The sequence below is a fragment of the Janibacter hoylei PVAS-1 genome (assembly GCF_004025845.1).
GTDB classification, from domain to species: Bacteria; Actinomycetota; Actinomycetes; order Actinomycetales; family Dermatophilaceae; genus Janibacter; species Janibacter hoylei.
The window spans coordinates 212,575-238,841 of sequence record NZ_PIPF01000002.1 but is presented as its reverse complement, the minus strand read 5'-3'; the positions used below and the strand labels follow the sequence as shown (position 1 = coordinate 238,841).

Annotated in this window: 18 protein-coding genes; 12 read left to right on the top strand and 6 right to left on the bottom strand. The window is 66.9% G+C overall.

Annotated elements, in window-relative coordinates:
• Both CWN80_RS03370 and CWN80_RS03365 read left to right on the top strand, forming a co-directional pair.
• Positions 1-307: integrase core domain-containing protein (locus CWN80_RS03370; protein WP_157986901.1), on the top strand; the 307-nt coding region annotated here is incomplete at its 5' end.
• A 19-nt stretch (positions 308-326) separates the two neighbouring features.
• The gene (locus tag CWN80_RS03365) at positions 327-1,445 is read left to right on the top strand and encodes a UvrD-helicase domain-containing protein (protein WP_007925140.1); all 1,119 of its coding nucleotides are present in this window, start codon (positions 327-329) and stop codon (positions 1,443-1,445) included.
• Between the two features lie 21 nt (positions 1,446-1,466).
• Here CWN80_RS03365 and CWN80_RS03360 read toward each other — a convergent pair whose 3' ends face one another.
• Both CWN80_RS03360 and CWN80_RS03355 read right to left on the bottom strand, forming a co-directional pair.
• Positions 1,467-2,000: a hypothetical protein gene (locus tag CWN80_RS03360; RefSeq protein WP_040880697.1), complete on the bottom strand. Its 534-nt coding sequence runs from the start codon at positions 1,998-2,000 to the stop codon at positions 1,467-1,469.
• Between the two features lie 3 nt (positions 2,001-2,003).
• Positions 2,004-2,759: an ImmA/IrrE family metallo-endopeptidase gene (locus CWN80_RS03355; protein ID WP_128276879.1), complete on the bottom strand. Its 756-nt coding sequence runs from the start codon at positions 2,757-2,759 to the stop codon at positions 2,004-2,006.
• Between the two features lie 43 nt (positions 2,760-2,802).
• On the opposite strand from CWN80_RS03355, the gene drmD reads away from it, so the two are divergent.
• The 6 genes from drmD to CWN80_RS15625 are packed head-to-tail and all read left to right on the top strand — an operon-like array spanning position 2,803 to position 16,977.
• Positions 2,803-6,423, top strand: coding sequence for a DISARM system SNF2-like helicase DrmD (gene drmD / locus CWN80_RS03350; protein ID WP_238148052.1), 3,621 nt, complete (start codon positions 2,803-2,805; stop codon positions 6,421-6,423).
• Positions 6,423-10,442 (top strand): Eco57I restriction-modification methylase domain-containing protein, encoded by a 4,020-nt coding sequence (locus CWN80_RS03345; protein ID WP_040880720.1) that lies wholly within the window; start codon positions 6,423-6,425, stop codon positions 10,440-10,442. Before drmD ends, CWN80_RS03345 begins: the two co-directional genes overlap by 1 nt.
• Complete coding sequence (gene drmA / locus CWN80_RS03340) at positions 10,439-14,197, top strand: DISARM system helicase DrmA (protein WP_128276878.1); 3,759 nt, start codon at positions 10,439-10,441, stop codon at positions 14,195-14,197. Before CWN80_RS03345 ends, drmA begins: the two co-directional genes overlap by 4 nt.
• Positions 14,194-16,251 carry a DUF1998 domain-containing protein gene (gene drmB, locus CWN80_RS03335; protein WP_007925159.1) on the top strand — a complete coding sequence of 686 codons (2,058 nt, stop codon included), beginning with the start codon at positions 14,194-14,196 and terminating at the stop codon, positions 16,249-16,251. The genes drmA and drmB overlap by 4 nt, the downstream gene beginning before the upstream one ends.
• On the top strand, positions 16,241-16,756 hold the full coding sequence (locus CWN80_RS03330) for a phospholipase D-like domain-containing protein (protein WP_051987828.1): 516 nt from the start codon (positions 16,241-16,243) through the stop codon (positions 16,754-16,756). Before drmB ends, CWN80_RS03330 begins: the two co-directional genes overlap by 11 nt.
• The gene (locus CWN80_RS15625; protein WP_051987830.1) at positions 16,738-16,977 is read left to right on the top strand and encodes a phospholipase D-like domain-containing protein; all 240 of its coding nucleotides are present in this window, start codon (positions 16,738-16,740) and stop codon (positions 16,975-16,977) included. The genes CWN80_RS03330 and CWN80_RS15625 overlap by 19 nt, the downstream gene beginning before the upstream one ends.
• Before the next feature lie 107 nt (positions 16,978-17,084).
• Here the strand turns inward: CWN80_RS15625 and CWN80_RS15620 are convergent, their stop codons facing one another.
• Both CWN80_RS15620 and CWN80_RS15615 read right to left on the bottom strand, forming a co-directional pair.
• Positions 17,085-18,563, bottom strand: coding sequence for a DUF4268 domain-containing protein (locus CWN80_RS15620; RefSeq protein ID WP_202865216.1), 1,479 nt, complete (start codon positions 18,561-18,563; stop codon positions 17,085-17,087).
• The gene (locus tag CWN80_RS15615) at positions 18,530-19,597 is read right to left on the bottom strand and encodes a DUF262 domain-containing protein (protein WP_202865215.1); all 1,068 of its coding nucleotides are present in this window, start codon (positions 19,595-19,597) and stop codon (positions 18,530-18,532) included. The genes CWN80_RS15620 and CWN80_RS15615 overlap by 34 nt, the downstream gene beginning before the upstream one ends.
• 127 nt (positions 19,598-19,724) lie before the next feature.
• On the opposite strand from CWN80_RS15615, the gene CWN80_RS03320 reads away from it, so the two are divergent.
• Positions 19,725-21,752, top strand: a complete 2,028-nt coding sequence (locus tag CWN80_RS03320; RefSeq protein WP_007925163.1) for an SIR2 family protein — start codon at positions 19,725-19,727, stop codon at positions 21,750-21,752.
• Between the two features lie 202 nt (positions 21,753-21,954).
• Here the strand turns inward: CWN80_RS03320 and CWN80_RS03315 are convergent, their stop codons facing one another.
• A complete protein-coding gene (locus tag CWN80_RS03315; RefSeq protein ID WP_128276877.1) occupies positions 21,955-22,803 on the bottom strand; it encodes a hypothetical protein in 849 nt (282 codons plus the stop codon).
• A 202-nt stretch (positions 22,804-23,005) separates the two neighbouring features.
• On the opposite strand from CWN80_RS03315, the gene CWN80_RS03310 reads away from it, so the two are divergent.
• The 3 genes from CWN80_RS03310 to CWN80_RS03300 all read left to right on the top strand — a co-directional run bounded on the left by CWN80_RS03310 (position 23,006) and on the right by CWN80_RS03300 (position 25,787).
• On the top strand, positions 23,006-23,887 hold the full coding sequence (locus CWN80_RS03310) for a DnaB-like helicase C-terminal domain-containing protein (protein WP_007925166.1): 882 nt from the start codon (positions 23,006-23,008) through the stop codon (positions 23,885-23,887).
• A gap of 25 nt (positions 23,888-23,912) precedes the next feature.
• On the top strand, positions 23,913-24,476 hold the full coding sequence (locus tag CWN80_RS03305; protein WP_007925168.1) for a hypothetical protein: 564 nt from the start codon (positions 23,913-23,915) through the stop codon (positions 24,474-24,476).
• A gap of 75 nt (positions 24,477-24,551) precedes the next feature.
• A complete protein-coding gene (locus tag CWN80_RS03300) occupies positions 24,552-25,787 on the top strand; it encodes an MFS transporter (RefSeq protein ID WP_007925170.1) in 1,236 nt (411 codons plus the stop codon).
• A 31-nt stretch (positions 25,788-25,818) separates the two neighbouring features.
• On the opposite strand, the gene CWN80_RS03295 is transcribed toward CWN80_RS03300, so the two are convergent.
• The gene (locus CWN80_RS03295) at positions 25,819-26,232 is read right to left on the bottom strand and encodes an RDD family protein (protein WP_157986899.1); all 414 of its coding nucleotides are present in this window, start codon (positions 26,230-26,232) and stop codon (positions 25,819-25,821) included.
• Positions 26,233-26,267: the final 35 nt, after the last annotated feature.

Here is a 26,267-nt window from a genome sequence, read left to right as displayed (position 1 = left end):
ATCGATTGAATCTGGTCAATTTCGAAGCCGCCGATACGTCCACCGCCTGGGCCGCCACCAGCTCGTCGGGTCCATGGGCCGAGTCGGTGCCTGCGGTGACAATGCCGCGATGGAATCCTTCTTCGCCCTCCTGCAAAAGAACGTCCTCAACCAACGCCGCTGGGACACCCGCGACGAGTTGCGGATCGCGATCGTCACCTGGATCGAACGCACCTACCACCGCCGACGACGACAAGACCGCCTCGGCCGATTGACGCCCACCGAATACGAGACAACCATGACCACACCAGCCGACCAGGCTGCGTGACTACCACTGTCACCTATCCGTGCAGCAGTCCCATTCTGCGCTGCGTGGGCTGGCCGAACGCGACGTCAGCATCCAGAGCCTGGCCATGTTCTTCGAGAACACGATCGGAGCCTCCCACAAGCTCGAGGGATCCATCGACTACGGGGTGGATGAGGTCGACGCGTCATTGATGTCGTTGGCGCAGTCGGCCACGAAGATCATCGGCAGTAGTGAAGGATGGGCCCGGGGCAAGGGATCCCATGAGGCGAATCTGGCGTCCGTGTATACGGCGATTCGCTACGGGACGACGATTTCCAACGTGCCGATCGGGGTGCCGGAGGCGCTCCGAGGTTTCACCAGAGATCTGCCATCCTTCGGAGCAGCACGCGGCAGGCGCTCTCTCCAACCTCTTCTGGCAGCGATCTCCGTCGCGGTTCAGGGCCCTTCGCGCACTTTCGATCACGTGCTCGTGGACGAAGCGCAGGACATCTCGCCGCTGACCTGGGAGATCCTTCGTGCCCGCACCACGGGTAACTTCACGATCGTCGGAGACATGAACCAGCGTAGGAACGACGTCGGGTACGGGTCGTGGCAGCGGGTCATCGACACACTAGGGCTGACGGGTCCTGCGGGTGGGGACTGTGAACCAGTCACCCTCACCCGCGGCTACCGGTCGACTCAGGCCATCCTGGACTTCGCTAGACCATTGCTCCCTGCTTCTCAACGCGGCACCAAGTCTCTGCAGAGCGGCGGCACGGCACCGGCGGTACGGCGAGCGCCCACTCACAGAGCCAGAAATGGCCTGGTCGAGGAGGAGGCGCTGCGTCTTCGGTCCGCTCACTCGACAGGTCAGGTCGCGGTCATCGTTCTTCGCAACGAGTTGGACGAGTTCCACACTCACCTGCTGAAAGCCGGCTGGAAGCGCAAGCCTCACCACACGTGGGTCAAGGCAAGCAAGTCCATCAAGGTGATGACCCCAACGACTGCTCGAGGCCTGGAGTTCGACGCCGTCGTGGTCGTCGAACCGGGAGACTTCCCGCGCAACGTCGGTCGTGTCGGGCAGTTGTACACCAGCCTCACCCGCGCCAACCGAGAGCTGTCGGTCGTGCACTCCAGGCCACTCCCCGACGAACTCCGCAGGCACGGCCGCCGCGGCTGACTCACCACTTCGTCGACACTCTTAAAGCAGCTCTCGAGGAGAACTCGGTATCCGCAGCCCGCGTTCGGCGTAGATGTCCTGAAGCACCGCAAACGCGCCGTCCGGGGTCAGGTCGCCATCCGCCACTAGTGCGCGAAACAGTTCGACGGTGCCTCTGGTGAGGATCCCCCGGCTCTGGGCGAACTCGAAGGCATCCCGGTCATCGGTTACCCACACCGAATCACTCCACTGGTCATCGCTGGTCAGCAAGAAGCATGACTGCGCCTCGCCGAGGTGCTGCAGTGGTCGGACGCGCGTGCCGCCAAAGACGGTGACGCGCAAATGCTCGACTGCACGCACATCGGCAGGCTCGACGATCTCGATCGGCTCCCCGAGCCACCCTCGCTCGATGAGCCTCCGAAGGTCGGGCAGATGGCCAGCGGAGGCCTCCGCTTCTGCGGCAACCGCTTCTACCCAGCGGCCACGTCCCCGCAGGTGATCACCTAGGAGGTCGACTCGCCCCACGCACGCGAAGTTGCACAGCACCGTGTTGTCCGGGAAGACCGCAGCCGCCATCTCTCAGGAGCCTGCGCTCTCGAGCGACGCGCGCAGCGACTCAGTGTCTGTGCCCAGCAACGAGGCGTAGGGGCGCAGAGTGGTGTCACCGTCCAGATATGCCTCATACAGGTCGCGACCGAGCGTCGGTGGCGGTCGATCCTGCATCGCGAGTTGGCTCGCCGCGGAGGCCTCGGCCCCGCGGTCAGCCAACGCCTGAGCCTCACGCATGGTCATGGACTGCAGCGCCGTCTGCGTCATGCCGTCCACCAGCCTCAGTCTCTTGAGCCGGATCGCCAGCGCACTCGGCGACACCTTGAGATCCAGCACCAGATTGGCGAAGGCGACGTCATCCAACGAGTCGACCACGACCTCGCGGAGATAGGCCTCCGGCATAAGGAGCGCTGCCGCAAAGGCGTTGGCGCGCTGCTCGCTCTCCCGATGACCGGCGGCGAAGACGTCTTCGTCGACGTGGATCCCCTGGTCGTCCTCCGCCAGTACGTGACCCAGCTCGTGGGCCAGGGTGAAACGTTGCCTTGCGAAGATGGGGGTCGGCGCTGCCAAGATCGCCACGGCCTCGTCTGTCCGAGCACAGAGGCCGTCCACGGCATCACCAAGGTCCATGATCCCGACATCCACCCCGAAGAGACGGTCGATCTCGGAGGCCAGGTCGTCGGCCAGATGCACCTCGCCGCCGATGGCTTCGCGCGCCGAGAGCGCCAGAGCCTCTCCGTCCGCCGCCCACTGACCTGAGCGAGGCATCTCGACCTTCGTGGTCACTCGCCCGCGCCCCAGTGCAACAGCACTGCTACGGAGCTCCGTGATGCGAGCAGCCATAGCTGCGGCACCTCCGATGTTGGTACCACCCTCGGCGCGCGCCGCCATCGCGACCGCGTCCTCCTCCCCCGTGAGGAGCCAGTCGACGGAGACATGGCCAAACTCGGCGATCCTGGCCAAGTCCAGAGAGCTGAACCGACGAGCTCCCGCAAGGGACTTCGACATCTTCGAGGCGTCCAATCCCACCTGCTGGGCGAACTCCCCCTGGCTCAATCCGGTGCGTTCCATGACAAGGCGCACGCGTTCCACGGGGGTTTCCATGCGACCCACACTAGGGGTGTGTTGCGATTTTCGCAACTGTGTGTCAGAGTCCACACCAGAAAGCCCAAGTGGCGTTGGCTCGGCCAGCGTCCTCCTTCCCGTGAATTCGAGGTCACCGGTGACTGTCTCAGCTGCCACCAGCACCAACAGTGCCACCGCGAGCCGACAGCCGCGGCCTGAGCTTCCACAGGCTGGCCATGTGGTCTCCGTCCGCGGGTCCACGTGGGCGGTGACCGAGGTGACCACGCAGGGCCTCCTGCGCAGCCCGGCCGACGAGACGGCATCCGAGTTGCAGCACCTTGTCTCGCTCCAGTCCCTGGACGAGGACCGGCTGGGCGAAGAGGCAACCGTCGTGTGGGAGCTTGAGGTCGGACAGTCGATCATCCCCGACCGGGGACTTCCCGAGACTCTGAGCGCCGAGACCTTCGACGACCCCAACACGCTCGGAGCCTTCGTCGACGCCGTGCGCTGGGGCGCGGTGACTTCGGCGGACGAGCACGCCTACCAAGCGCCGTACCGCTCAGGCGCCAACGTCGAGCCGTATCAGCTCGAGCCGCTGCGGCGAGCCTTGGCTGCGCCCCGGACCAACCTGCTCCTCGCCGACGACGTCGGGCTCGGCAAGACCATCGAAGCCGGACTCGTCATCCAGGAGTTGCTCCTACGCCACCGAGCGCGTTCGGTCATCATCGTGTGCCCACCGAGCCTTGCCGTGAAGTGGCAGGACGAGATGCAGGAGAAGTTCGGGCTGGACTTCACGATCGTCAACTCGGCCACCTTGGCCCAGACCCGCCGGACACATGGCTTGGCGGCCAACCCCTTCCGCCTGTACCCCCGCATCATCGTCAGCATGGCGTGGCTGCCCACACCCCGAGCGCAGCGCATGCTCAGGGACGTCTACGCGGGCGTGACCGGCGCCAGCACCGCCAAGCGCTATGCCTTCGACATGCTCGTCGTCGACGAAGCCCACCACGTCGCTCCGGCCAGCCCGAGTGGTGTCGGCGGAGGTCGCGGTTACGCCGTCGACAGCAAGCGGACCATAGCCGTGCGCGAGCTCGCTGGCGTCTGCGAGCACCGCCTCTTCCTCAGCGCGACTCCGCACAACGGCCACACCGAGTCCTTCACCGCCCTCCTCGAGATGATCGATAACCGGCGCTTTGCCCGCGGCGCGAAGGTCGACCAGCGTGCCCTTGAGGAGATCAAGGTCCGACGGTTGAAGTCCGACCTACCAGAGATGGGCTTCAAGAAGCGTCAGGTCAAGCAAATCCCCTTCACCCCGGCGAAGGGGGAAGAGGACGCCTTCGCTCTGCTCACCCGGGTGCTGGAGTCCAGCGCACAGGCAAACGGTCGCCGCCGGGCCGGCGACATCGTCGCCCTCCTCCTGAAGAAGCGCTTTCTCTCCAGCCCGTGGGCGTTCGCCCTCACCCTGCAGCACTACCTCGCCGCGGACGCCGGGGCGGGCTGGCCCGACGACATCGATGAGGCGTACTACGACGAGGTGCTCGGCACCGGCCAGAGCGACGAGGAGGAGGGTCACGTCGAGCAGCCTGAGCTGACCGCTCTGCGCCAGAGCAAGGGCACCGACCCGCTGGTGTCAGCCACGGACGACGAAATCGACGAGCTCTTGGCCTGGGGCGAGAGCTACCAGCACCAGCCGGACGCCAAGCTCAGCGCGCTCGTCGAATGGCTCGACAGCATCTGCAGACCGGATGGCAAGCACTGGTCAAACGAGCGCGTCGTCATCTTCACCGAGTACTCCGCCACGCTCAGGTGGGTCATGGGAGTGCTCGAGCAGCGCGGATACGGCGACCGCGTGGCCGCCATCGAGGGGTCGACGGACACGGATACGCGCGAGATCATCCGCGAGCGGTTCACCACCGAGCCGACCAAGGAGGACATTCGCGTCCTCGTGGCCACGGACGCCGCCGGCGAGGGGATCGACCTGCAGGACTTTTGCCACCGGATGGTCAACCTCGACGTCCCCTTCAACCCCTCGCGACTGGAGCAACGCATCGGCAGGATCGACCGCTACGGCCAGACCCAGAGTCCTGAGGTCTTCACCTTCGCCCCCGTGGCCACAGCGAGCACCTACGGAGCGGACCTCGACTTCCTCCAGCGCATCGCGAGCAAGGTCGACACCATCGCGTCCGACCTGGGCCGTGTCAACCAGGTGATCGACTCGCAGATTCAGGAGCGTTTCCACCCCAACCGCTCCAGGACGGCTCCGTCGACGAGCGATGACAGCAGCGACGGCGTGAACCGCGCCCTCTCGAGCAACCTCAACCTGAACAAGGAACTGACCGCACTGTCGCGGAACTACGAGGCAAACAAGGTACGCATGCACCTCACCCCTTTTGCCTCCCGACGAGTGGTCGACACCGCCCTGACTGTGGCGAATCAACCTCCGCTCAAGGTCATCGATGACGACCTCACCGACGCCCAGGTGTTCGCGGTGCCGACTCTGGGGTCCAACTGGCAGCAGGCCCTGGAAGGACTCGACACCCGACGCGAACCCGGAGTCCTTCGCCCGATCACCTTCGACGACTCAGCCATGACCGCCCCCGATGACCTGGACGGAGGTGGGCGACGCCGCGACGACCTCGTCCACGTCCATCTCGGTCATGCCCTCATGCAAAAGGCCTCACGCATCCTGCGCAGCGCCCTCACCGGCGGCTCGAGCGACCTGCACCGGGTCACCGCCGTCGTCGTTGACGGGCTGCCCACGTCGTGCGTCGCCACGGTCTCCCGGCTCGTCCTCGTGGGACGTGGAGGCTTGAGGCTCCACGAAGAGGTGTTCCTGACCGGCATCCGGCTTCGTGGCCATACGATGGCGGAGGCCAAGGTCGAGGAGCTGCTCGACACCGCCCTCGACAGCCCCGGCCTCCAGCTCGCCAGCCACGACGTCCGGGCCGGACTGGCCGACGAGTGGAATGGCAGCACCAGCACCACGTCGAGGATGCGCACACGACTGGAGGAAGCCGTGCGTCAGCGGGCCACGCAGAAGCAATCAGCCGTCACGGGCGATCTCGCCGCACGCGCCGAAGCAGACGAGGAGCGTGCGCGGGGCATCTATGCAGCTTTCCGAGGCGTGCTCGAGGAGTCTGTGGCTGAGCTCTCCGAGCAGATCGAGGCGCAGTCGACGATGCTCTTCGCCGATGACCAGCAGCGCCAGCGCCAAAGGGACCTCGTCAAGATGCAGGCCAGGGCTGCGGAACTTGACGACGAAGAGCGGCGCGAGCTCGCTGCGATCCGCGAGAGGTACGAGGACGTCCGGCAGTTCGTCAGCACCGCCGGAGTCGTCTTCGCCCTCACCCCGGAGGACGCGGTTGCCCGAGGAGGTGCAGCGTGATGGCTGGTCGCGTCTCATCCAGACGGCGTGCGCCCAAGGCCTCGGAACAGCATCGCGCGTGGCTGAGTCTCGTCGACGCCGAAGGTCCCTTCCTTTCGGTCCCTGCTCTCACCCGCCTGTGGCCCCAGGGGATGCCGACGCTGACGGAGCACCAGCGGGCCACCCTCACCGACACCAAGCCGGCGCTGGACGCAGCGTGGGATGCCTGGCGCATCGACCCAGACGGCGATCTCGGGCGCTACCGCGAGGTCCGGGACCGCTGGGTCCACACCGTGCTCAATGAGGTCGTCGGCTGGGATCAGGTGGACTCAGGATCGACACCGGCCGCGGCGACCGTGTCGTCCCCCGACCAGTCGGTGACCGTCTCCCCCACGACGACGTTGGGAGATGCGGAGGCACTCGTGTGGGTCGTCGACCCGGTGCTCTCGCTCCGCGATCACCTGGACGACGGGTGGGCCACCTCACCGATCGACCGCATGGAGATCATGCTCCGCGCGAGCCGAGTGCCGATCGGGATCGTCTCCGATGGCCGGTGGTGGGCGCTCGTCAGCGCTGCCGAAGGGGGTCTTGCCGCCTCAGGCATCGTCGATGCCTTAACGTGGATCGAGGAAACCACCGTCCGTGATGCCTTCCTCCACCTCGTCGACCCGCTCCGTCTGATCGGCGGCGCCGAGGCTGACCGTCTGCCAGCACTCTTCGTCGAGTCCGTCGCCGCAGCAGAGGAGATCACCACCTCACTCGGTGTGCAGGTCAGGCGTGCCGTCGAGCTCGTGATCTCGGACTTCTCGAGGGCTGGGGCGACCGCCCGCGCCCTCGGCGACCCAGATCCCCTGCCCGACGACGGGGCCGAGATCTACGAGGCCGCCGTCACGGTCATGATGCGAGTCGTCTTCCTGCTCTTCGCCGAGGAGCGTGGGCTCCTGCCAGAGGGATCCCTCTACTCCGCCGGCTACGGGCTGGCCACGCAGTTGGATCATCTCGATGACCGAGCGCGCCACGAAGGTGAGGAGGCCCTCGACGGGACCCACCAGACGTGGCACCGTTTGCTCGCGACCTCGACTGCGTTGCACAGGGGCTCGACCTTCGAGGACATGCGCCTGCCCGCGTACGGAGGTTCGCTGTTTGACCCGGAACGTTTCACCTTCCTGACGACGACCACCTCGAGTGGCGGCCTCTCGGTGATGGTCAGTGATCGCGTCATGCGAGCTGTCCTCGACGCCGTCCAGGTCGCTCGCTTGTCCGGTCAGGACGCACGCCGGATCTCCTTCCGCGACATCGATGTCGAGCAGATCGGCTACATCTACGAAGGCCTGCTCGGCTACACCTGCACGCGCGCCACCTCTCTGACCGTCGGCCTGATCGGCAAGGAAGGTTCCGAGCCCGAGGTGCCAGTCTCCGTCCTGGACGATCTCGCTGAGCGGCACGGCGCATCCAGCGACCCCGACGGAGAGCTCGCCGCGGCGATCATCGCCTGGGCCAAGACACATCAGCCTGCCAGCACCCTGCAGTCGAAGGCAGCCCTGAAGAAGGCGCTCGCGTCGTCTGACTCCATGGAAGGAGTCGAGCAGGCACTGCGCGCGGTGGCTCCTCATGACGAGCAGGTCCGCGAGGCATTGCGCCCGTGGATCGGCGCGATCCGACGTGATCTGCGGGGTCGCCCCGTCGTGGCGCATCCCGGCGACCTCCTCGTCGTCGAGACCCCCTCGCGCAGCAATGCCGGCGCTCACTACACGCCTCGCGATCTCGCCGAATCGGTGGTCCAGCACGCTCTCGATCCGCTGTGCTACCGCCCCGGGCCACACCAGACCAATGACCGGGACCAGTGGCAGATCCTCCCACCCGAGGACCTGCTCGACCTGCGCATCGCCGACATCGCCTGCGGCTCTGGAGCCTTCCTCGTGGCAGCTGCCCGGTACCTCGGTGCACGACTCGTCGAGTCGTGGCAACGCCACGAGCAGTCCGTCCACGGATCGGCTGAAGACGTGCGCATCCAGGCGGTCCGCCTCGTCGTGGCGAACTGCCTCTACGGAGCCGACATCAATGCGATGGCCGTCGAGATGTGCAAGCTCTCCCTGTGGCTCGTCTCTCTGGACCGCCACGAGCCCTTCTCCTTCGTCGACGACAAGATCATCGTCGGAAACTCCCTGCTCGGCCTGACGAACCTGCGCCAGCTGGAGGAGCTGCACATCGAGCCGCACTCACGGCAGGATGCCGGGCGGTGGAGCCTGACCGACGACAACGAGCTCGACCTCAGCCTCGACATCGACGAGCACCTCTCTCAGGCACTCCGCCTCCGCTCTGCCTTGCGCGGGGTCATCGCGGAGGGCGACGCCCAGCGCGATGGTCGGGCGAAGCGCCGCCAGCTCGCCCGTTTCCGCGGCGAGGTGGCGCCTCTCAAGCGCGTCGCCGACGCTGTGATCGCCACGGGCCTGCGCCTCGGCGGCAAGCGCGGCCGGGCGCTGGACGAGGCGTACGCCGACCTCCGGGCCGTCGTCCGCTCCGACGACGGCAGCGACAACAGCCTCCTCGCGCGTCGGGTGGAAGCCGGTCTCACGCCAGCCGTGCAGACCGACTACGAGCGGTGGCAGCCGCTCCACTGGCCGCTCGAAGTCCCCGACGTCATGGAGCGCGGCGGCTTCGACGCCATCATCGGCAACCCGCCCTTCCTCGGAGGGAAAAAACTCTCCCCCGCGTTGGGTTCCAACCTTCGCGAGTGGCTGGTGAATATCTTGGCACAGGGGCAGAAGGGCAACGCAGACCTCGTCGCGTACTTCTTCCTGCGGGCTGTTACGCTACTCAGCCCCAACGGGGTTATCGGACTCATCGCGACCAACACGCTTGCTCAAGGTGACACCCGGGAAGTTGGTCTCGACCGCTTGGTCTCCGATGGCTTCACCATCATCCGCGCAGTCCGGTCGCGGTCTTGGCCGGCAAAGAGCGCCAATCTCGAATATGCCGCTGTTTGGGGTACCACGGCCACGGTCGCTAACGCCATCACGCGCGTCTGCGATGACGAGCCTGTGCGAGCGGTCTCCACCCTGCTTGAGCCCGAGGGGCGAGTCTCCGGTCATCCCTCGCGGTTGAAGGAGAACGAGGACACTGCGTTTATCGGCTGCTACGCCTTGGGAAAGGGATTCGTCCTCCAGCCCGAGGTTGCGCTTGCTTGGATCGACGCAGACCCGGCTAATGCCGATGTGCTCTTCCCATACCTCAACGGCGAAGACCTGAACTCCCGCCCCGACGGCTCACCTTCCAGGTGGGTCATCGACATGGGAGAACGAAGCCAAGAGGAAGCTGAACGCTATGCCATCCCTTGGCAGCACCTAGACGCCGCCGTGAAGCCCGAACGGATTGCCAAAGACGGCAACAAGTACCCCCGCATGGTCCACGAGTGGTGGAAATTCTGGAATCCGAGGCCCGCCATGCGGAAGGCCCTCGCAGACGTGCACGAATGCCTCGCCATCGCGCGAGTCAGCAAGACCGTAATGCCTGTCAGGGTGCCAATCTCAGGGGTGCCCAGCGAACAACTGGTGGTTTTCGCCACGGACAGTTTCGTTGACCAGGCGGTACTCTCGTCCTCCGTTAACCAGCTCTGGGCCGTCACTCATGCCTCGACACTCGGAACTGGGGTCAGGTACACCCCGTCCGACGTGTTCGAGACCTTCCCGCGCCCATCTAACTACGCCAGGCTGGGAGTCGTCGGACGTCGCCTTGACGAGGACCGACGCGAGATCATGCTGCGTCGAGAGCTCGGGCTCACCGCGCTCTACAACCTCGTCAACGACCCCGACCTTGCCTCCGACAGCGATGCTGATGTCGCCCGGGTGCGGGAGATCCACGTCGACCTCGACCACGCGGTGATGGCGGCGTACGGCTGGGACGACGTGCCGCTCGACCACGGGTTCCACACGTACCGCCAGATGACGCGGTGGACGGTCTCTCCCGCCGCACGAGTTGCGATCCTCGACCGCCTGCTCGAAGAAAACCATCGCCGCGCAGCGGAGGAAGGCACTCGATGAGCACGACGCCCGGCCCTGCCAATCGCCTCGATTCGCCGACGCCACCCATGGACCCGGACGGCTCCTCGTGGACCGCACGGGAGTCCCTGACCCGAGTCCTCCATCGCGAGCTCGTAGGACCGGCCGGCGGTCCTGACGAGCTCCTCCCGATCAAGCCGGACGGACGCTACCTCGTCGGGCGCATCGCCCCCGTACGGCTCACGGCCGGACAGGGTGCGGCTCCGAGCACGGACGGCGCCACGGACCAGAACTCCCAAGATGACGACACCATCGAACTGGGCGACGAGCATGACGCGCGTGACGTCCGCGGGCTCCCGGTCACCAATGTCGACGACTCGGCCATCGACTCCGACGAGGACACCGGCGCCGAGGACACCCCGATCCGTCGAGGGTTGACGATCCCCGCCTCCATGGGACTCCGGTTCCAGGTCGCCGCTGCCTGCCCGGCCGTCACCGTGACGGCCACGTGGGGTACCTACTCAGCCGAAAAGGTCGCCGTCGAGACGAACCCCAAGAACGGCGCGCCTCCCGAGCCGACGCAGGAACGCCGTCACTACCGGCGCACGCATCACCAGCACGCGGTCCCCCTTCGCCTGGCGGACATGACCTCGGGGCAGACGCACACACTGACCATCGAGGAGTCAGTGACCCTCCGGGTCGACATCACCGATGACACCGAGCTGGGCCGACGCATCGTCGAGGTGGCCCTCTGCAACGACCTCGAGACGCCGCCGACGATCCCCGTCCATGCCTGGCTCTACCAGACCCACCTTGCTGTCGAGGCCGACGGTGACGCGACTTTCCTCCCAGTCCGTGATGTCCTCACCGACACTCGACCCGACCCTGATCCCGAGGTGCAACGACTTCGGCTGCAGTACCGGGACCGGCTCGAGTTCGCCATCGGCCGGACCTGCTCGGCGACCTGGACGACTCCCGAGGGCGATGACGACCAACGCGCAGCGGTCCGAGTGGAGACGACATGGCTTCCCCAGGCCGAGACTCCACAGGTCACGGCGCAGAGCATCGACGACGCACTCCTCGACATGCGACAGCTCGCGGAGGCAACCCCCGGGGCCCTGGAGGCCGGGCTGCGTCCCATTGCTGATGGTTATGCCGCGTGGCTGGGCGAGCAGCAGGATCTCGCCGGCACCCTTCCGGACCATTTGCGGTCGACGGCGGACGAGGCCATCGAGGAGGCCTGGGCAGTGCACACCCAACTCGTCGACGGCATCGACTTCCTCGTCGAGGACGATGAGGCACGACGCTGCTTCTCCTTCATGAACTCCGTCATGGCCGAGCAACGAGTCCGCAGCCAGATCGCGCAGGGACGGACCGGCGACGCGCCCGCCGACCTGGACACCATCACCCGGGCCGTGGACGCCAGGGAGGAGAGCGCCCACTCATGGCGCGCCTTCCAGCTCGCCTTCGTCCTCATGCAACTCCGGTCCCTCAGCGAGCCCACCTCACCGAGACGCTCCGGTCCCATCCCGAGCGTGGAGCTCCTCTTCTTCCCCACCGGTGGCGGCAAGACCGAGGCTTACCTCGGCCTCGCCGCCTACACCTTCGCGGTGCGGCGCCGGCAGGGAGTCGTCGAGTCCACTGACGGACCACTCGACGGCACCGAGGGCGTCGCGGTCCTCATGAGGTACACCCTCCGGCTGCTCACCGCGCAGCAGTTCCAGCGGGCGACCACCCTCGTCTGCGCAGCCGAAGTCGCACGCCGTGCCGACACCGCGACGTGGGGCCAGACCCCCTTCCGGATCGGCCTCTGGGTCGGAACTGATGTCACGCCCAAGCGCATCAGCGAGGCCGCGGCGACGGTCTCCGACGCCCAGTCCGGCAGGACGAAGCGCCTGCCCGTCCTGCAGTTCAAGCGGTGCCCGTGGTGCGGTCACTCGATCGCCCCCGCCAACGTCAAGGTGGATGAGGACGCCGGGCGGGTCTTCGTCCGCTGCGGTGACAAGTTCGGCCGCTGCCCCTTCTCCGAGGGCGGATCCGTCGACGAGGGACTGCCTGTCCTGACCGTCGACGAGGAGATCTACCGACTGGCGCCTGCCTTCGTCATCGCCACGGTCGACAAGTTCGCGCGACTAGCCCGAGAGGGGGAGGCCGCGGCCCTCTTCGGCTACGTCAGCCAGCGGTGCGAGCTGCACGGTTTCGTCCACCCCGACTCGCAGTCGTGCACGATCAAGCTCAACAACAAGCACCAGCAAGCCAAGGGCGGTGGCCGGCGGCTGCCACACGGCCGGCTCCGCCCACCAGACCTGATCATCCAGGACGAGCTGCACCTCATCACCGGCGCCCTCGGCACAACCGTCGGCCTCTTCGAGGTTGTCATCGACACCCTCTCGACGTGGCGCAACGCCGCCGGCCATGCGATCAAGCCGCTGATCGTTGCGTCGTCGGCGACAGTGCGCAACGCTCCGGAGCAGGTCCGTAGCCTTTACGGGCGAGCCGTGACCTTCTTCCCACCACAGGTCATCGACGCGTCAGAGACCTTCTTCTCCACCGAGATCAAGCCCACGCAAGACTCCCCTGGTCGCAGGTATCTCGGCGTCTCGACGACCGGCGTGCGGTTCACCGTCGCCGAGATCCGCCTTGTCGAGACCCTGCTGGCGACCGGCCAGCTCCTCTTCGACGCGGAACCCGAGACCGCCGATCCTTACATGACGCTGGTCGGTTACTTCAGCGCCACACGCGAGCTGGCGGGACTTGCGAGGTACATCCAGGACGACGTGCAGACCGCGCTGGCCAAGGGCCGCCCGGGAGTGGATCTCCCGCGGAGGTTCGGCTCCGCCTTCGGTCTGCACACGGCGGAACTGACGGCTCGCGTCTCGGGGGCCGACATCACCGGCACCCTCGACCAGATGGGTCTGCAGTTCGACCCTGCCTACGACACCAGCCAGGCACTCGCCACTCGGATCGAGGACTCGCGTGCCGGCAAGGAGGTGGCGCGTCGGCGGATCCATCCCTACGACGTAGTGCTGGCCACTTCGATGTTGCAGGTCGGGGTCGACGTGCAGCGCCTTGGCCTGATGCTCGTCGTCGGTCAGCCCAAGAACACCGCCGAGTACATCCAGGCCTCTTCACGTGTGGGACGTGCCGCCGACCGGCCGGGTCTCGTCGTCACTCTTGGGAACTGGTCCCGCCCCCGCGACCTCGCGCACTTCGAGCAGTTCCGGCACTACCACGAGACCTTCTACGCCCAGGTCGAGGCGCTCTCCGTCACTCCCTTCTCCGTCACGGCGATGGAGCGCGGGCTCGACGGAGTCCTCGTCAGCGCCGCCCGTGTCCTCGACGCGGGCCGGAGCGCCCATGCGACGTCGCTGTCCCCGGAAGCGGGTGCGGCCCGAGTCGCCGACCGTCGTCCAGCTCTGGAGGCCCTCATCGACTCGATGACGGAGCGAGTCACCGCAGCATCGGACGAGACCTCGGCCCAATGGGCCCGCAGCCGTCTGGTCAACCGACTGGACACTTGGGAGCAGCGGCGCACCACGCTGCGTGATCGGTCGCTCTCCCTCACCTACGAAAAAGTCAGAGACACCTCGACCCACGCGCCCTTGCTGCGGAGTGCGGAGAACGTGACATCGCGGGACGCGTTGGCCGGTGAGGCACCCTTCGTCGTCGCCAACTCGATGCGTGAGGTCCAGCCCGAGATCAATCTCCTCGTCAGCCCGATCAAGGAACGGCTCTACTACGTGGCCCCGCCCGGCGCACCGGTCTGGGCAGCCCAAGGGAAGGACCGGAACCCATGACCGACTTCATCCACGATGCCGGACGGGCCCCCGATGCCTTGGGCGATGCCGCGGCACAGCAGGAGGACGGGACCAAGAAGAACTACGCCCGGGTCGGCAGTCAGCGCCCTTCGGCGCTGCTCTACACCTACGGTCCCGGATCGATCATCGACCTCCCCCACTTCACTGTGATGCCCTGTGGTTATGACGAGTGGGAGCCGGTGTACGCGCGCCGCGACGGCTCGCGGCCGATCCACGCCCCGCGACTCCTCCAGACGGTCCGCACGATGCTCGGCAACCAGATCGGTGAGCTGCGGGGCTTTCCCTGGTCGCCGAAGGAGATCGCCTCCTCGAAGGAGGGCGTTGACCTCGGTGTGCAGAGCATTGTCTTCCCTCAGTGGATGCGCTGTACGGGGTGCGACCGATTAGCGCCGCTGTCTGTCTGGGAGTATGCCAACGAGCGAGCCCGACGACCTGATCTGGCACAGTTCACGCACGCTGGGTGTCCCGGCCGAACCCGACGGGGACAGCGCCAGAGCACCTTGGCGGCGAAGGGGCGCAAGCTGAAGAACCAGCCGGTGGTCACCGCGCGGTACCTCTTGGCGTGCGAGAACGGGCACCTCGACGAGTTCCCTTACGAGTGGTGGGTTCACGAGGGCGGGTCATGCGGCAAGCCCGACGTGGAGGTGCCCATCCTGGCCATGCGCGAGCTCACGTCGGGGCGTGGCGCCAACGCGATCATCGAATGCCGCTCGTGCGGAGCTAGCAGATCCATGACCTTGGCGCTGGGCGAGGCCGGTCGTGAGCGGCTGCCTCGCTGTCGTGGTCGCCATCCTCACCTCGACGGGTTCGAACCGAAGGGGTGCTCCAAGGAAGCACGTGTGATGCTTGTCGGGGCTTCCAACCTGTGGTTCCCCGCCGTGACCTCGATCATCGTCATGCCGGACTCCACCACAGAGGAAACTCTGCAGGAGCTGGCGCTCACAGTGGCTGCCCGTCATGCGGAAGACCTCGAGGAGTTCGGCGACAACGTCAAGATGATGCGACGCATCCTCCGGGAGAGCATCGACGTGTCGTCCCTCTCCGACGACGAGGTGGCCGAGCTCGTGCAGCTCGCCCTCTCCCCGGCCGAGAGCGAGGATGACCGGCTCGCACGGAAGGAACGCTGGGATCCCGTCGAACTTCTCGAGCCGGAGTGGCGCTATCTTCAGGATGACCCGCCGGGCGAACGTCACGAGAACAAGGCAAGCGGTCTGACGCTCTCTCCGAGGAAGGTCGCCGCCGACATGGCTCCGGGCATCGCGCGGGTCCTGGCGGTCGATCGCCTCCGCAAGGTCAACGCGGTACTCGGGTTCACGCGGATCGACGAGCTCGACCGCATCAACGATTCGACGTCACGTCTGGTCAGGCTCAACCGCAACGGTCGCCCACGCTGGACCGTGGCGACCGAGGATCGCGGCGAGGGGATCTTCATCCAGCTCGACGAGAAGATGGTCTCCGAGTGGGAGGCCCGGGTCGAAGCGAGCGAGCTCTGGGCCCACCATGTCGCCGCCCACGAGAGGAACTTCCGCAACCGGTACTCGGAGACCTCCGACATCGCCGATCATCACGACCGACTGCAGCCACCGCGGTACTGGCTGGTCCACAGCCTGAGCCACACCCTCATCCGGCAGATGGCGATGTCGAGTGGCTACGGCGGGGCCAGCATCAGTGAGCGTCTCTATGCGTGGAAGGGAACCGCCGAGCGTGAGCCAGCCGCGGGGATGATCATCTGCACGACCGCCTCGGACAGCGACGGAACTCTGGGAGGCTTGGTTCGCCTCAGCGAGGAAGCGCGGCTCGCGGCCCTGGTGCACGACTCCCTTCGGGTGACGTCTCGCTGCTCCTCCGACCCGATCTGCTCATCCCGTACACCCCAGGACCCCGAGGACTTCCTGCACGGGGCAGCCTGCCACTGCTGCACCTTCGTCTCGGAGACCTCCTGCGAAAAGGGCAACCGCTTCCTCGACCGGAGATTCCTCCTGTCCTTGCCTGATTCCGACCTCGGCTTCTTCGGTCGACCTGATGTCTGGTGACGCCGCACGCTTGTCCCTGGCTCGCCAGCTGACCGCGGACGAGGCAGCGAAGCTCGCCGAGCGACTCGGGTCAGGCGCTTCGGCCTCGCAGGCCCTGCAGATGATCTCTCCCTCTCGGCACCTCGAGGTGGGCAAGCTCCTCACGCAGGCAGGCCTCAAGGAGGACCGCGAGGGACTCGTCCAAGTCCTCCGAGTCGTGCACGAAGCCCGGAGCCAGTACAGCCCGATCAGCACCATCTGGACCACTCCGAAGGGATTGGCGCAGACGGGCTCGCTGACCTCGTCCCTCCACCAGCTGGTAGCGAACGCGCGCGAATCTATTGTGTGTGCCACATTCAACTTCCAACGCTCGTCTGCTCAGTGGGACGCCTTGCGTGACGCGGCGGCTCGGCCCGACCTGTCAGTGCGCGTATACGTCGATCGCGATGCCGCGGACCACAAACCCGAATCCTGGAAACCCACCACTCAGCAGATCGCGGCGAACTCGTGGGCGCCACCGTGCTGAGGTCGCGACCTCTGAAGGGCAAGCAGGTGCGAACTCACGCGAAGTTCTTCGCGATCGACCACCGCACCCTCGTCATCACCAGCGCGAACTTCTCGAAGAGCGCCGAGTTTCACAACGTCGAACTGGGCCTGCGCATCGACGATCCCGCTCTGACGGCATCCATCGAGAGTCAGATGCAGAATCTGGAGCAGTACATATACGAAGTGGTGCGTCGGACCTAGTGCAGCGTGTTGGCCGCCCTCAGCTGAGGGACGCAACCTCGGGTACTGGCGGCAGAACCTGACGCATTCAGTCCGAGAGCGAGCGTTCCACCCAGCGTGAGAAAAAGTCACGGCCCGACGACTGTCCACGCATCGCGGAACTGGGACTGAGCGCTGATCAGCCACTCGATAGCGTCGTCCCACGACGCGCGGTCGTCGATGGATGTGAAGGTGGAGACCAAGGTGACGCGAGCTGCCTTCCTGCCGTCCATGGGGTCCCACTCCGGTGACTGGTCCAAGTGGGACTCAACCTCCGCGCGCTTATCGAAGAGCGCCTCGAACCTCTGATGATTCAGCGCGGCGTCCGCGGAATTGAAGTAGAGCTGGACCTCCAGGCCGGTCCTCCTCCACACGGTGGATACGGTGACTCCCGAGCTGCCGACCGAGGCATCGATCCATGGTCCGGTCGACGTGGTGCCGCGCGTCCAGGTCGGATGATCATCGCGCATGCGCTCCAGTGCCAACGACCAGAACTCCCGGTAGACGGCAGGTCTGCCCGATGTCTGTGGCTCACCGAGAAACTCCTGCCGCACGTCCCGCAACCGTCGACCATCGGCGATCGACCAGAAGTACCACCCGTTCGTGGCGCTCTGACGCAGATGCCGAGCCGCACCCGACGGGGATTCAAAGGCCTTGCCGTCAAGGTGGAGAAGCATGTCATCACCAATGGTCGCCTCGCGGCCGGCGAAGTCCCGGTGCGTCGAGGTCAGGGTGTCGCCCACCTGGATCAGGCCACCTTCGACGAGATGCTTGAGCTCGACCCAGTCTCCCGCCTTTGTCTGCGGGTCGGCCACCCGGCCCTCGTGGCCCTCCGGGACCGGCCAGACGCGGAGCAGGACGTCGATCAGCTCGCCGGTCCGATCATCGATCCGTCCCTCGTCCCACGAGACCTGCTGAGCGCTGTCGACGAGTCGCCCGGTCATCGTGATCGTGTTGTGCCGCAACAACGCCGTCTGCTTGTCCGCCCACGGGCCGTTGGACACCTTCGAGTTCAGGGAAGACGTCAACAGGGTGAGATTGCCGAGACGGTGAACCCTCTCCTGCCGCTCGAGTTCTTCCTCCGCTGTCTCGACGGGCCACCAGTCCTGCCACTTCTGCGGCAAGATGTGCTCGATCGGCAGACCGATCCGCTCCACCTGCGGCTGACGTGTCTCGGCGCGGTAGGCGTCTTCGATGGCCTCGAGGTACATCCTCATGCGGGCTCGTGGGTACCGCCGGTACACCGCCTCTCGGGAGAGCGCCTGACGGACCTCATCGTCACCCGGCCAGTAGGTGCTCGTCACATCCAGGCGCGAAAGGTGGCCCACGACCCGGTCCGCCAACTCGTCTGCTGGCGCCGAATCGTGAGCCGCGATGATGTCCGCGACCACGCGACCCAGGGCAGAGGTGGTCATTCGCAGGAACTGCCGCCGCACGACCCAGCTCTCTGCCGCAGTCACAACACGGTTGATGACATCTCCCGGGACGTCACGTCCGGGCGCGTGCAGCCAGAGCAAGAGAGGCTTGAGCAGCTCTAACCCACTCGCCTGCATGCGGTACATGGCCATCTCGACGACGTCCAGCTCGCCCCCCGGGCGGGCCGCGGCCTCGGTCCACGCTGGTACTGGTCGGCCTGCTGCTTGATGACCGGCAACAGTTCCGCCATGGTCCGCTCGGGGTGATGCTCGACGTAGGCCTTGAACCGGGTGAACGTCGACTGCGGGCTCACCTCCTCACCCGTCCGGGACATGAGCCACTGGTTGAGGAAGAGCGAGCTGCGGCTGACCAAGTACCGCCCGACACTGACCTCCTTCGTCCAGAACTTCTTCTCGAAGGGCCACTCCTGGCGGTAGATCCGCTCGGCATCTCCCCCTTCGGCCTCAACGCGTTGGAAGACGAAGTTGCGCACGAGGTCTGCTGCGGTCAGTGGGGTGCCACGCGCGTTGAGGATCTCGAAGATTTCCTGAGATTTCTCGGAGGACTCGAGCTCGATCGACACGAGAGTGAGTCCTTCCACGAGGACGTCGGTGATTTCCTTGGCCCGCGGGCCGAACGCGTCCGAGTCCGGGTCCCCCAGCCACTGCTCGACCGCACCGACGAAGTAGTGGTGGGCTTGGACGACGAGACTCTCCGAGTTGTCGAGTGACGCGTGGTCGATGGGTGTCTCGGCGGTCATGACCTCGTCGAAGGCCTGCCGGTCGATGTTGAGGTGGCGCAACTTGAGTGGGCTGTCGCCAGCGAACCGCTGCGGGTTGTGGGTCAACGACTCTAGCCGATCGGCGTGGTCACTGCCGGCCAGAACTGCCTGTGTGGCATCCATGAGCAACTGCAGAGTCGTGATGCGCTGCTGACCATCGACGACATTCCACGACGGCAGTCGGTTGCCCTGCAGCTGCTGGCTCTGCATGACCACGGCACCGAGGAAATGCTGGGGACGCAGGTGTGGCTGTGCCAGACGAACGTCGGCCACTCTCTGGATGTCCTGCCACAGTGGCACCCACTGTTCTTCCTCCCGCCAGACGTATGGGCGCTGGAAGAGCGGGATGACGAAGTGCTGTGGCATGTCGAACAGGTCGAGTGGCGTGCGCTTGTAAGTCTCCACGCTTCGCATCCTGCCGGAATCACGGCGTCAGAACCGGAACTCGGCTCGGACGTCCTCACAGCATCGCGAGGTGGGAGTGTCACTCTAAATAAGCCCCTGTTGCGCTCGACCCCGAGGAGTACCCGTGATGACACCCGATAGGCCCGAGCGCCTCGCCCGGGACATGCACGCAGGGCAGAGGGACAAGCTCGGCCGCGACTACGTCACGCGGCACCTGCGCCCGGTCGTCGACAAGCTCAAGGACAAGGGCGACCACGCGATCATGGGTGGGTGGCTCCACGACATCATCGTCACGGACACCAAGACCACGCTGGCCGAACTGCTCGATCGGAACTTCCCTCCAGAGGTCGTCCGCGCCGTCGACTCCGTGACCAAACGACCGGGTGAGTTCTACGAGGACCTCATCACGAGAGCCTCCGTCGACGAACTCGGACGCCAGATCAAACTCGCAGACATCGAGGTCAACACGGAGTCCAACCCGGCGCTGGCGAAGAAGGACCCGGCCAAGGCGAAGCAGCTCCTCGAGAAGTACGAGCGGGCACGCCGGCAGCTCGGGCATCATCCGAGCCACCTCTTCGTCGTGCACGGCAGGATCGAGCACCTCACGCACGACGTCGCGATCATCCCCACCGACGTCGACGTCACCGTTGAGCCTCACTGGGATGCGGCGTCGCCCGAGGCGGATGCAAAGCCGGCTCGTCTCAACGAAGGGTGGGCGCGCTGGGGCGAGTCGAGCTGCTGGTTCGTCGACGTCGCCTCTGGTGACGTCGACGCAGTCCTGCGCCGGGTGCGTGCCGCGTTGTACGACATCGCCCAGACGCACCCCTGGCGAGTGCTCACGCCCGGCTCGTTGGAGGCACAGGGCACACCCCAGGGGCGTCGTCCGCTCCCCCTCATCGCCATGCCCGTCCTCGGCATCGGACAGGGCGGTCGCGGCGATCAGCAGGGCGAGGTGATCGAGCACCTCATCCGCGGCCTCACAGAAACACTGAAGAACCTTCCCTTCGACATCGCTCTGGTCACGCCGGACCCGGCCGTGTACGCGGCCGCGCAGCATGCCCGTGTTCGCGCTGCGTCAGACCACCCCCTCGCAGGCAAGGCGAAGGACCTGGCGAGCAAGGCACGGGCCGGAGAGCTGGCCCTATTCCTCGGCGCCGGGGTGAGCATCCCCGCGGGGCTGCCGACCTGGCACGAGCTGATCGTCCAGCTCGGCAAGAGCCTGGACCCCGGTGACCGAGAAGTCCTCGACGGTCTCGACATCACCGACCGGGCCCAGCTCATCCAGCAGTTGAAGCCGCATGGCTTCCAGCAGAGCGTCGCCGACATCACGAGTGAGGTCACGCGCCCTTCGCTCGTCCACACGCTGCTCGCAGGTCTCGACGTCGCCAATGTCGTGACGACCAACTACGACGCCCTCTTCGAGTCAGCCATGCGCGCCGCTGGTCACGCCGCCGACGTCGTCCTGCCCCACACGTCGGCCATCGGTCAGCGGCGATGGGTGCTCAAGATGCACGGCGACGTGGACCACCCGGCCACCATCGTCCTCACCCGACGTCACATGGTCCGGTACGACGCGGCGAACCGCCCGAGCGCTGCCCTACTGCAGTCACTCCTGCTCACGAAGCATCTGATGGTGGTCGGTGCGTCGATGACCGACCCCAACGTCTTGCGCCTCATCCACGAGGTGGATGCCTATCGAGATGAGCACGGACAGGCTCGTGACGGGGACTACGGGACAGTGCTGGACGCGGGTCCGACGAGTCCCGGACAGACTCGGCTGTGGGAGGGCCAGCTCGACTGGGTCGACCTGACACGTCAGGGCATCGGCAGTGGGCCGAGGACGCTCGAGATCCTGCTCGACCTCGTCGGGGTCTTCGCCTCGCGCGACTCGTCCTGGGTGCTCGACGAGCGCTTCGGGAGCCTCCTCGAGCCCTCGGACAGAGAGTTCGCCGAGCGTCTCCGACAGATCGCCGTGGACACGCCAAGCGGCGAGACATGGGCACCGCTGCGACGAGTCCTCGACGAGCTCGGGATAAAGCAGGCGGAGTCGCCCCGCGGCAAGTGTGGCGCTGCTGCACATGTGGGCGACTGCCCGTCGCGCCGTGGTGAGCCCCGTCGGTACGGCCACGGAGGCGCGACTGGCCGAGGGCAATGACCCTACGACGTAGGACAGAAGAACCTTTTCGACGCCCACCAATTCCTGCACATTCATTTTCGCTCCATGTGACGTGTTCACCCCGAACAATATCCTCACACACAATGCCGGTGAGAGCCTTTCAGGAATATCCCGAATACAGCGAATGGTGCGTGACGAAGAATGTTCGCCCCGCACCATCGCGCCTCATGTGCAGGTCACGTCAGATGTCCAGGTCATCGAGGTCGCCACCGCCACCGACGCCGACTCCGACGACGTCGTGGGCGGCGATGGCAGCCTGCCTGCCCTCCCGGATCACCTTCGGCCAGATCGGGTGGATCCCGAGAGCCTGCCGCGCACGCATCACGACGTCCTCCTGGATCACCGTGACGCAGGGCCGCGCCATGTCACGGTGGATCGTCGTCACCGCCTTGCCGGTGTCGGCGACCCGCACCTCGAGGAGACCGTCGTCCGGCGTCTCCCAGGTGAAGGTGGTCGTCCCCTCCCGCACGCTCATCTGCGGCTCGGGGGCGCCCGACCCTTCGAAGACCTTCTCCTTGACCTCGAGCGCCCGGGCAGTCGGCCGCTCGCCGGCTCCAAGGCCTGCGTGCCGCTCGAGACGGATGAGCTCGGCATCCGCCCCGTCGCGCCACCAGCGAGGGAAGGACTCGTCGGTCTCTCCCTCCTCCGCCGCGTTCACCCAGGCCTCCCACTCGGCGATCTCACGGTTCAGCAACAGGTCCTCGGCACCCTTGCGGGTCACGCGGTAGCCGCAGGCGACGGCGACTGCCCCGTCCACGATGAGCACCCACGCCACGTCGGGCACGCTCCCGCCCCGGTGGATCTCGTACACCGTGTCCGGGACCTCGAGGACGTCGTAGGCACTCGGCATCCCACGGATCGCCCGGAACTCGTCGACCGGGATCTCGAGCCACTGCTTGACCGCGTCGTACGCGGCCCGGTCCTCCCGCGACTTCTCCTCGGCACGAGCGCGAGCGGCCTCCTCGGTGACGTGGAATCCTTCACCCTCAGCCGGGCCGAAATCGGACATGACAAGCCAGACAGAACTCATGATGAGCCTTTCGGTTACATGGGATGAAGCTGCGTATTTCCCCCGCTGCTTCGTCTCCTATTTTAGTGCCCATGGGAGGTATTCACCAACTCGAAAACCCCTGCCTGTCAAGGCATTCTGAGCGTCTGCAAATTCTCAAAAAACGGTGTACATCATGGCCGCTGCCACCTGCCCGTCAGCCACCTGCCATAGCCTCTGTGGGATGGACACACGAGCGGACGCCCTCGGCGATGACACCCTCGACCTGACGATCGCCCGCCTGATCGGGTCGGCTTGGCCGCTCGGCAGCCGTAAGGTCCCCACGAGCCTCGTCAAGCTCGACCAGCTCCTCGCCGGAGGCCTGCACCCCGGGCAGACGACGATCGTCGCGTCACGCTCAGGTGAGGGGGCCTCTCGCTTCGCCACCGGGCTGGCCCGCTCAGCGGCGCTGCACCACGGCAAGCAGACCGTGATCCTCGCCCCCGACGCCCCCGAGATCGAGGTCTCGCTGCGCATCATCGCCGCAGAGACGCGTATCCCACTGCGCCACCTACGCTCCGGCGACCTGTCCGACCGGCACCGCGAGCGCCTGAGCGAGTGCCAGCAGCGTCTCGCCGACGCGCCGCTGTCGATCTACGCCGACTGCCCACCGGCAGGCACGCTCCCCGACTCCGTGGGCATGGTCAGCCACGAGGACGACGTGGAGCTCGTGGTCGCCGACGGCATCGCCCTGCTCGGTGACACCGTGCGCCACGACGTGACCTACATGGCCGACTGGGCACGTCGCGAGCACTTCGCCCTCGTCCTCGTCTCGAGCCTGCACAACCCGCGCGCCGGGGAGCAGCGCAGGACCCCGCAGCTGAGCGACCTGCGGGACTACGACGAGGTCATCGACGTCGTCGACAACGTCCTGCTCATCGAGCGGCCCGAGCTGGAGTTCGACCCGCTCGACGCGACCGTCCACGTCGCGAAGCACCGCTACGGCGCGCTGGGCAGCGTCGACGTCACCTTCGACGAGAGCACCGCGGGCTTCGTCAACCCGCCGGGGGTCGAGGAGGCCGACCCCGCTTGGCAGATGTCCTCCGTGTGGGAGATGACGGGCTAGCGACGTGCGAGGAAAGAGGGGACGGATGTCCTGGTACGAGGGCGCGTGCGAAGTCTGCGTCGACGCGTGCACCCGCGGCGCACGGCACACGAGCGTGCGTCAGGTCGCGACCGCCGCCGGGGTGCAGATCCGTCACTGCAGCCGGTGCGACGCCTGGTGGGACATGCAGCCGGCGACCCGGCCAGCTGTCATCTCTCGCCAGGAGGCCGCGCGCCGCGCGCCTGACGCGGACCGCTGGACCATCGTCGGCCCCCTGCTCGAGCCCCGCGACCCCGCTGGTCTGCTCGTCGACGCCCAGCGAGTCGACGCCCACCCGGGCGATCTGCTCGACCTGCACCGGCAGGCCGAGCTCGCCGGCGACGCGACATTGCAGGACGTGCTGACCACGGTGCTCGTACCCTTCATCCGCAACGCTCCCCGCACCGCGTGGACCTGTCGCGGAGGCGTGGACGGGCAGTGGACGCCCTTCGCCGAGGTCGTGACCGCCGGCTCATCTGGCACTCACGGCGCGCGGCTGCTCGTGCCGAACGAGCTGGCGCGCACATTCGCCGGCGGGCCCCGGCTCGACGTCGGCTGTCGGCCGCGGTAGCCGGCGGACCCTCGCCGGGAGGGGCGGGCTAGGCTCCCCGCGGGCGTCGCCGAAGCGCCCCTCCAGGAGGACCCGATGACCGACACCCGCCCCGCGGACCCGCCGGCAGACCTCACCACCTCCGCGCACCGTCGCACCGGTCTCATCACCCTCGCCGCCCTGCTGTCGGCGGGGTGGGCGACCAACCACTTCGCTGCACTGGTGCCCGTCCTCGAGGACTTCGCGCACATCTCCCGGCCCGGTCTCGACGCGGCCTTCGGCCTCTACGCCCTCGGTCTGCTGCCCAGCCTGCTGCTCGGTGGTGGCGTCTCCGACCGCGTCGGTCGCCGCCCGGTCGTGCTGGCCGGGCTGGCCCTCGCGTGCGCCGGCAACCTCGTCATGCTCATCTGGCCGACGCTCGTCGGGGTCGTCATCGGCCGGCTCGTCGTCGGCCTCGGCGTGGGCATGGTCGCGAGTGCCGGCACCGCGTGGGCTGCCGACCAGGACGCGGCGAAGGGGGCCGCCCGCGCCGGCGTCGTCCTCACCGGTGGATTCGCGATCGGTCCCGTGGTCACCGCACTCCTGACCACCGCACTACCGGGTCGCGCCGGGCTCGTCGCGGCCTACGCGATCCCCGTCCTGCTCACCGCCGGCTGCTTCGCGCTCATCGTGCTGCGGACGGTCACCGAGACCGAGGACGTCGCGGTGCACGACGACGAGGTGCGGGGCACTCCCTTCGTCGATGGACGACGCATCGGCCCAGCCCTCATCGCGGCGCTGCCGATGGGGCTGTGGGTCTTTGCATGCGTCATCTCCGCCGTCATGGTCTTCACCGGGCGGATCGGTGACCGCTTCAGCGGCCCGCTGCTCATCGCGGTGGCGTGCATCCTGGCGCTCGGCACCGGACTGCTGACCCAGATCGGCACGCGTCGCTGGGGGCACTGGCGTGCGCTGGGCGTCATCGGCGCAGGGCTCGCAGCGCTCGGGTTCGCCATCGGCGCCGCCGCGGGCGGCCGGATGAGCCCGGTGACCTTCGCGCTCACGGCAGTCATCCTCGGCTGCGCCTACGGGCTGTGCCTCGGGCAGGGACTGCAGGACGTCGAGCGGCTCGCGCCGCGCGACGCCCGCGGTCTGGTGACGGGGCTCTTCTACGTCGTCTCCTACTCCGGCTTCGCCCTGCCCTTCGTGCTCAACACCTATGAGGACCCCATCGGCCCGTCCGCCCCGCTCGTCGTGCTCGCTGCCCTGGCCCTGCTGACCGCGGTCGCTCGTCTGGTGGACGTCGTGCGGAGCGGGCAGGCAGCAACGGCGTCGACCGACAGGTCCGCCTGACGACCACGCCGCCCCTCAGGCGAACGTGGGGTCAACGCACGCGGCGCGACTCGTGGGCCGACTCCCAGACGTCGCCGCCCCCCGAGTCCAGCGACAAGAGCGACAGCACGACGAAGATCCCGAGCAGCGGCAACCACCACCGCAGGAGCACCGTGCGCACCGTCCCACCCCACGTGGCCCGCCGCTGGCTACCGACGTGCACGAAGGCGGTGCCCGCCACGAGACAGCCAAGGGTGCGCCCCCTTCGGCACACCGCGCCGTAGAGGAGCGGGACGGCGAAGGCCGACCCGAGCAGCACGAAGACGGCCTGCCCATCGCTCACCTCGACGCTGGCCGCGACCGCCCCGACGAGACCGACGTACCCGACGACGAGCAGGAGCTGGTCGATGGACCAGGCGAGCAGCCGTCGCCACCTCGACGGCCTGGGCAACGGAGCTGAGGACACGACGAGAGGATATGCGCGCGGCCGCCGTAGGGCTC

Excerpts from the sequence above, each read along its gene's own strand:
- CWN80_RS03305 (WP_007925168.1), top strand. The coding sequence starts at position 23,913 with ATGTCCTGGTACGAGGGCGCGTGCGAAGTCTGCGTCGACGCGTGCACC.
- drmD (WP_238148052.1), top strand. The coding sequence starts at position 2,803 with ATGCGAGCAGCCATAGCTGCGGCACCTCCGATGTTGGTACCACCCTCG.
- drmA (WP_128276878.1), top strand. The coding sequence starts at position 10,439 with ATGAGCACGACGCCCGGCCCTGCCAATCGCCTCGATTCGCCGACGCCA.
- CWN80_RS03345 (WP_040880720.1), top strand. The coding sequence starts at position 6,423 with ATGGCTGGTCGCGTCTCATCCAGACGGCGTGCGCCCAAGGCCTCGGAA.
- CWN80_RS03300 (WP_007925170.1), top strand. The coding sequence starts at position 24,552 with ATGACCGACACCCGCCCCGCGGACCCGCCGGCAGACCTCACCACCTCC.
- CWN80_RS03360 (WP_040880697.1), bottom strand. The coding sequence starts at position 2,000 with ATGGCGGCTGCGGTCTTCCCGGACAACACGGTGCTGTGCAACTTCGCG.
- CWN80_RS03315 (WP_128276877.1), bottom strand. The coding sequence starts at position 22,803 with ATGAGTTCTGTCTGGCTTGTCATGTCCGATTTCGGCCCGGCTGAGGGT.
- CWN80_RS03330 (WP_051987828.1), top strand. The coding sequence starts at position 16,241 with ATGTCTGGTGACGCCGCACGCTTGTCCCTGGCTCGCCAGCTGACCGCG.
- CWN80_RS03310 (WP_007925166.1), top strand. The coding sequence starts at position 23,006 with ATGGACACACGAGCGGACGCCCTCGGCGATGACACCCTCGACCTGACG.
- CWN80_RS03320 (WP_007925163.1), top strand. The coding sequence starts at position 19,725 with ATGACACCCGATAGGCCCGAGCGCCTCGCCCGGGACATGCACGCAGGG.
- drmB (WP_007925159.1), top strand. The coding sequence starts at position 14,194 with ATGACCGACTTCATCCACGATGCCGGACGGGCCCCCGATGCCTTGGGC.
- CWN80_RS15620 (WP_202865216.1), bottom strand. The coding sequence starts at position 18,563 with ATGGCCATGTACCGCATGCAGGCGAGTGGGTTAGAGCTGCTCAAGCCT.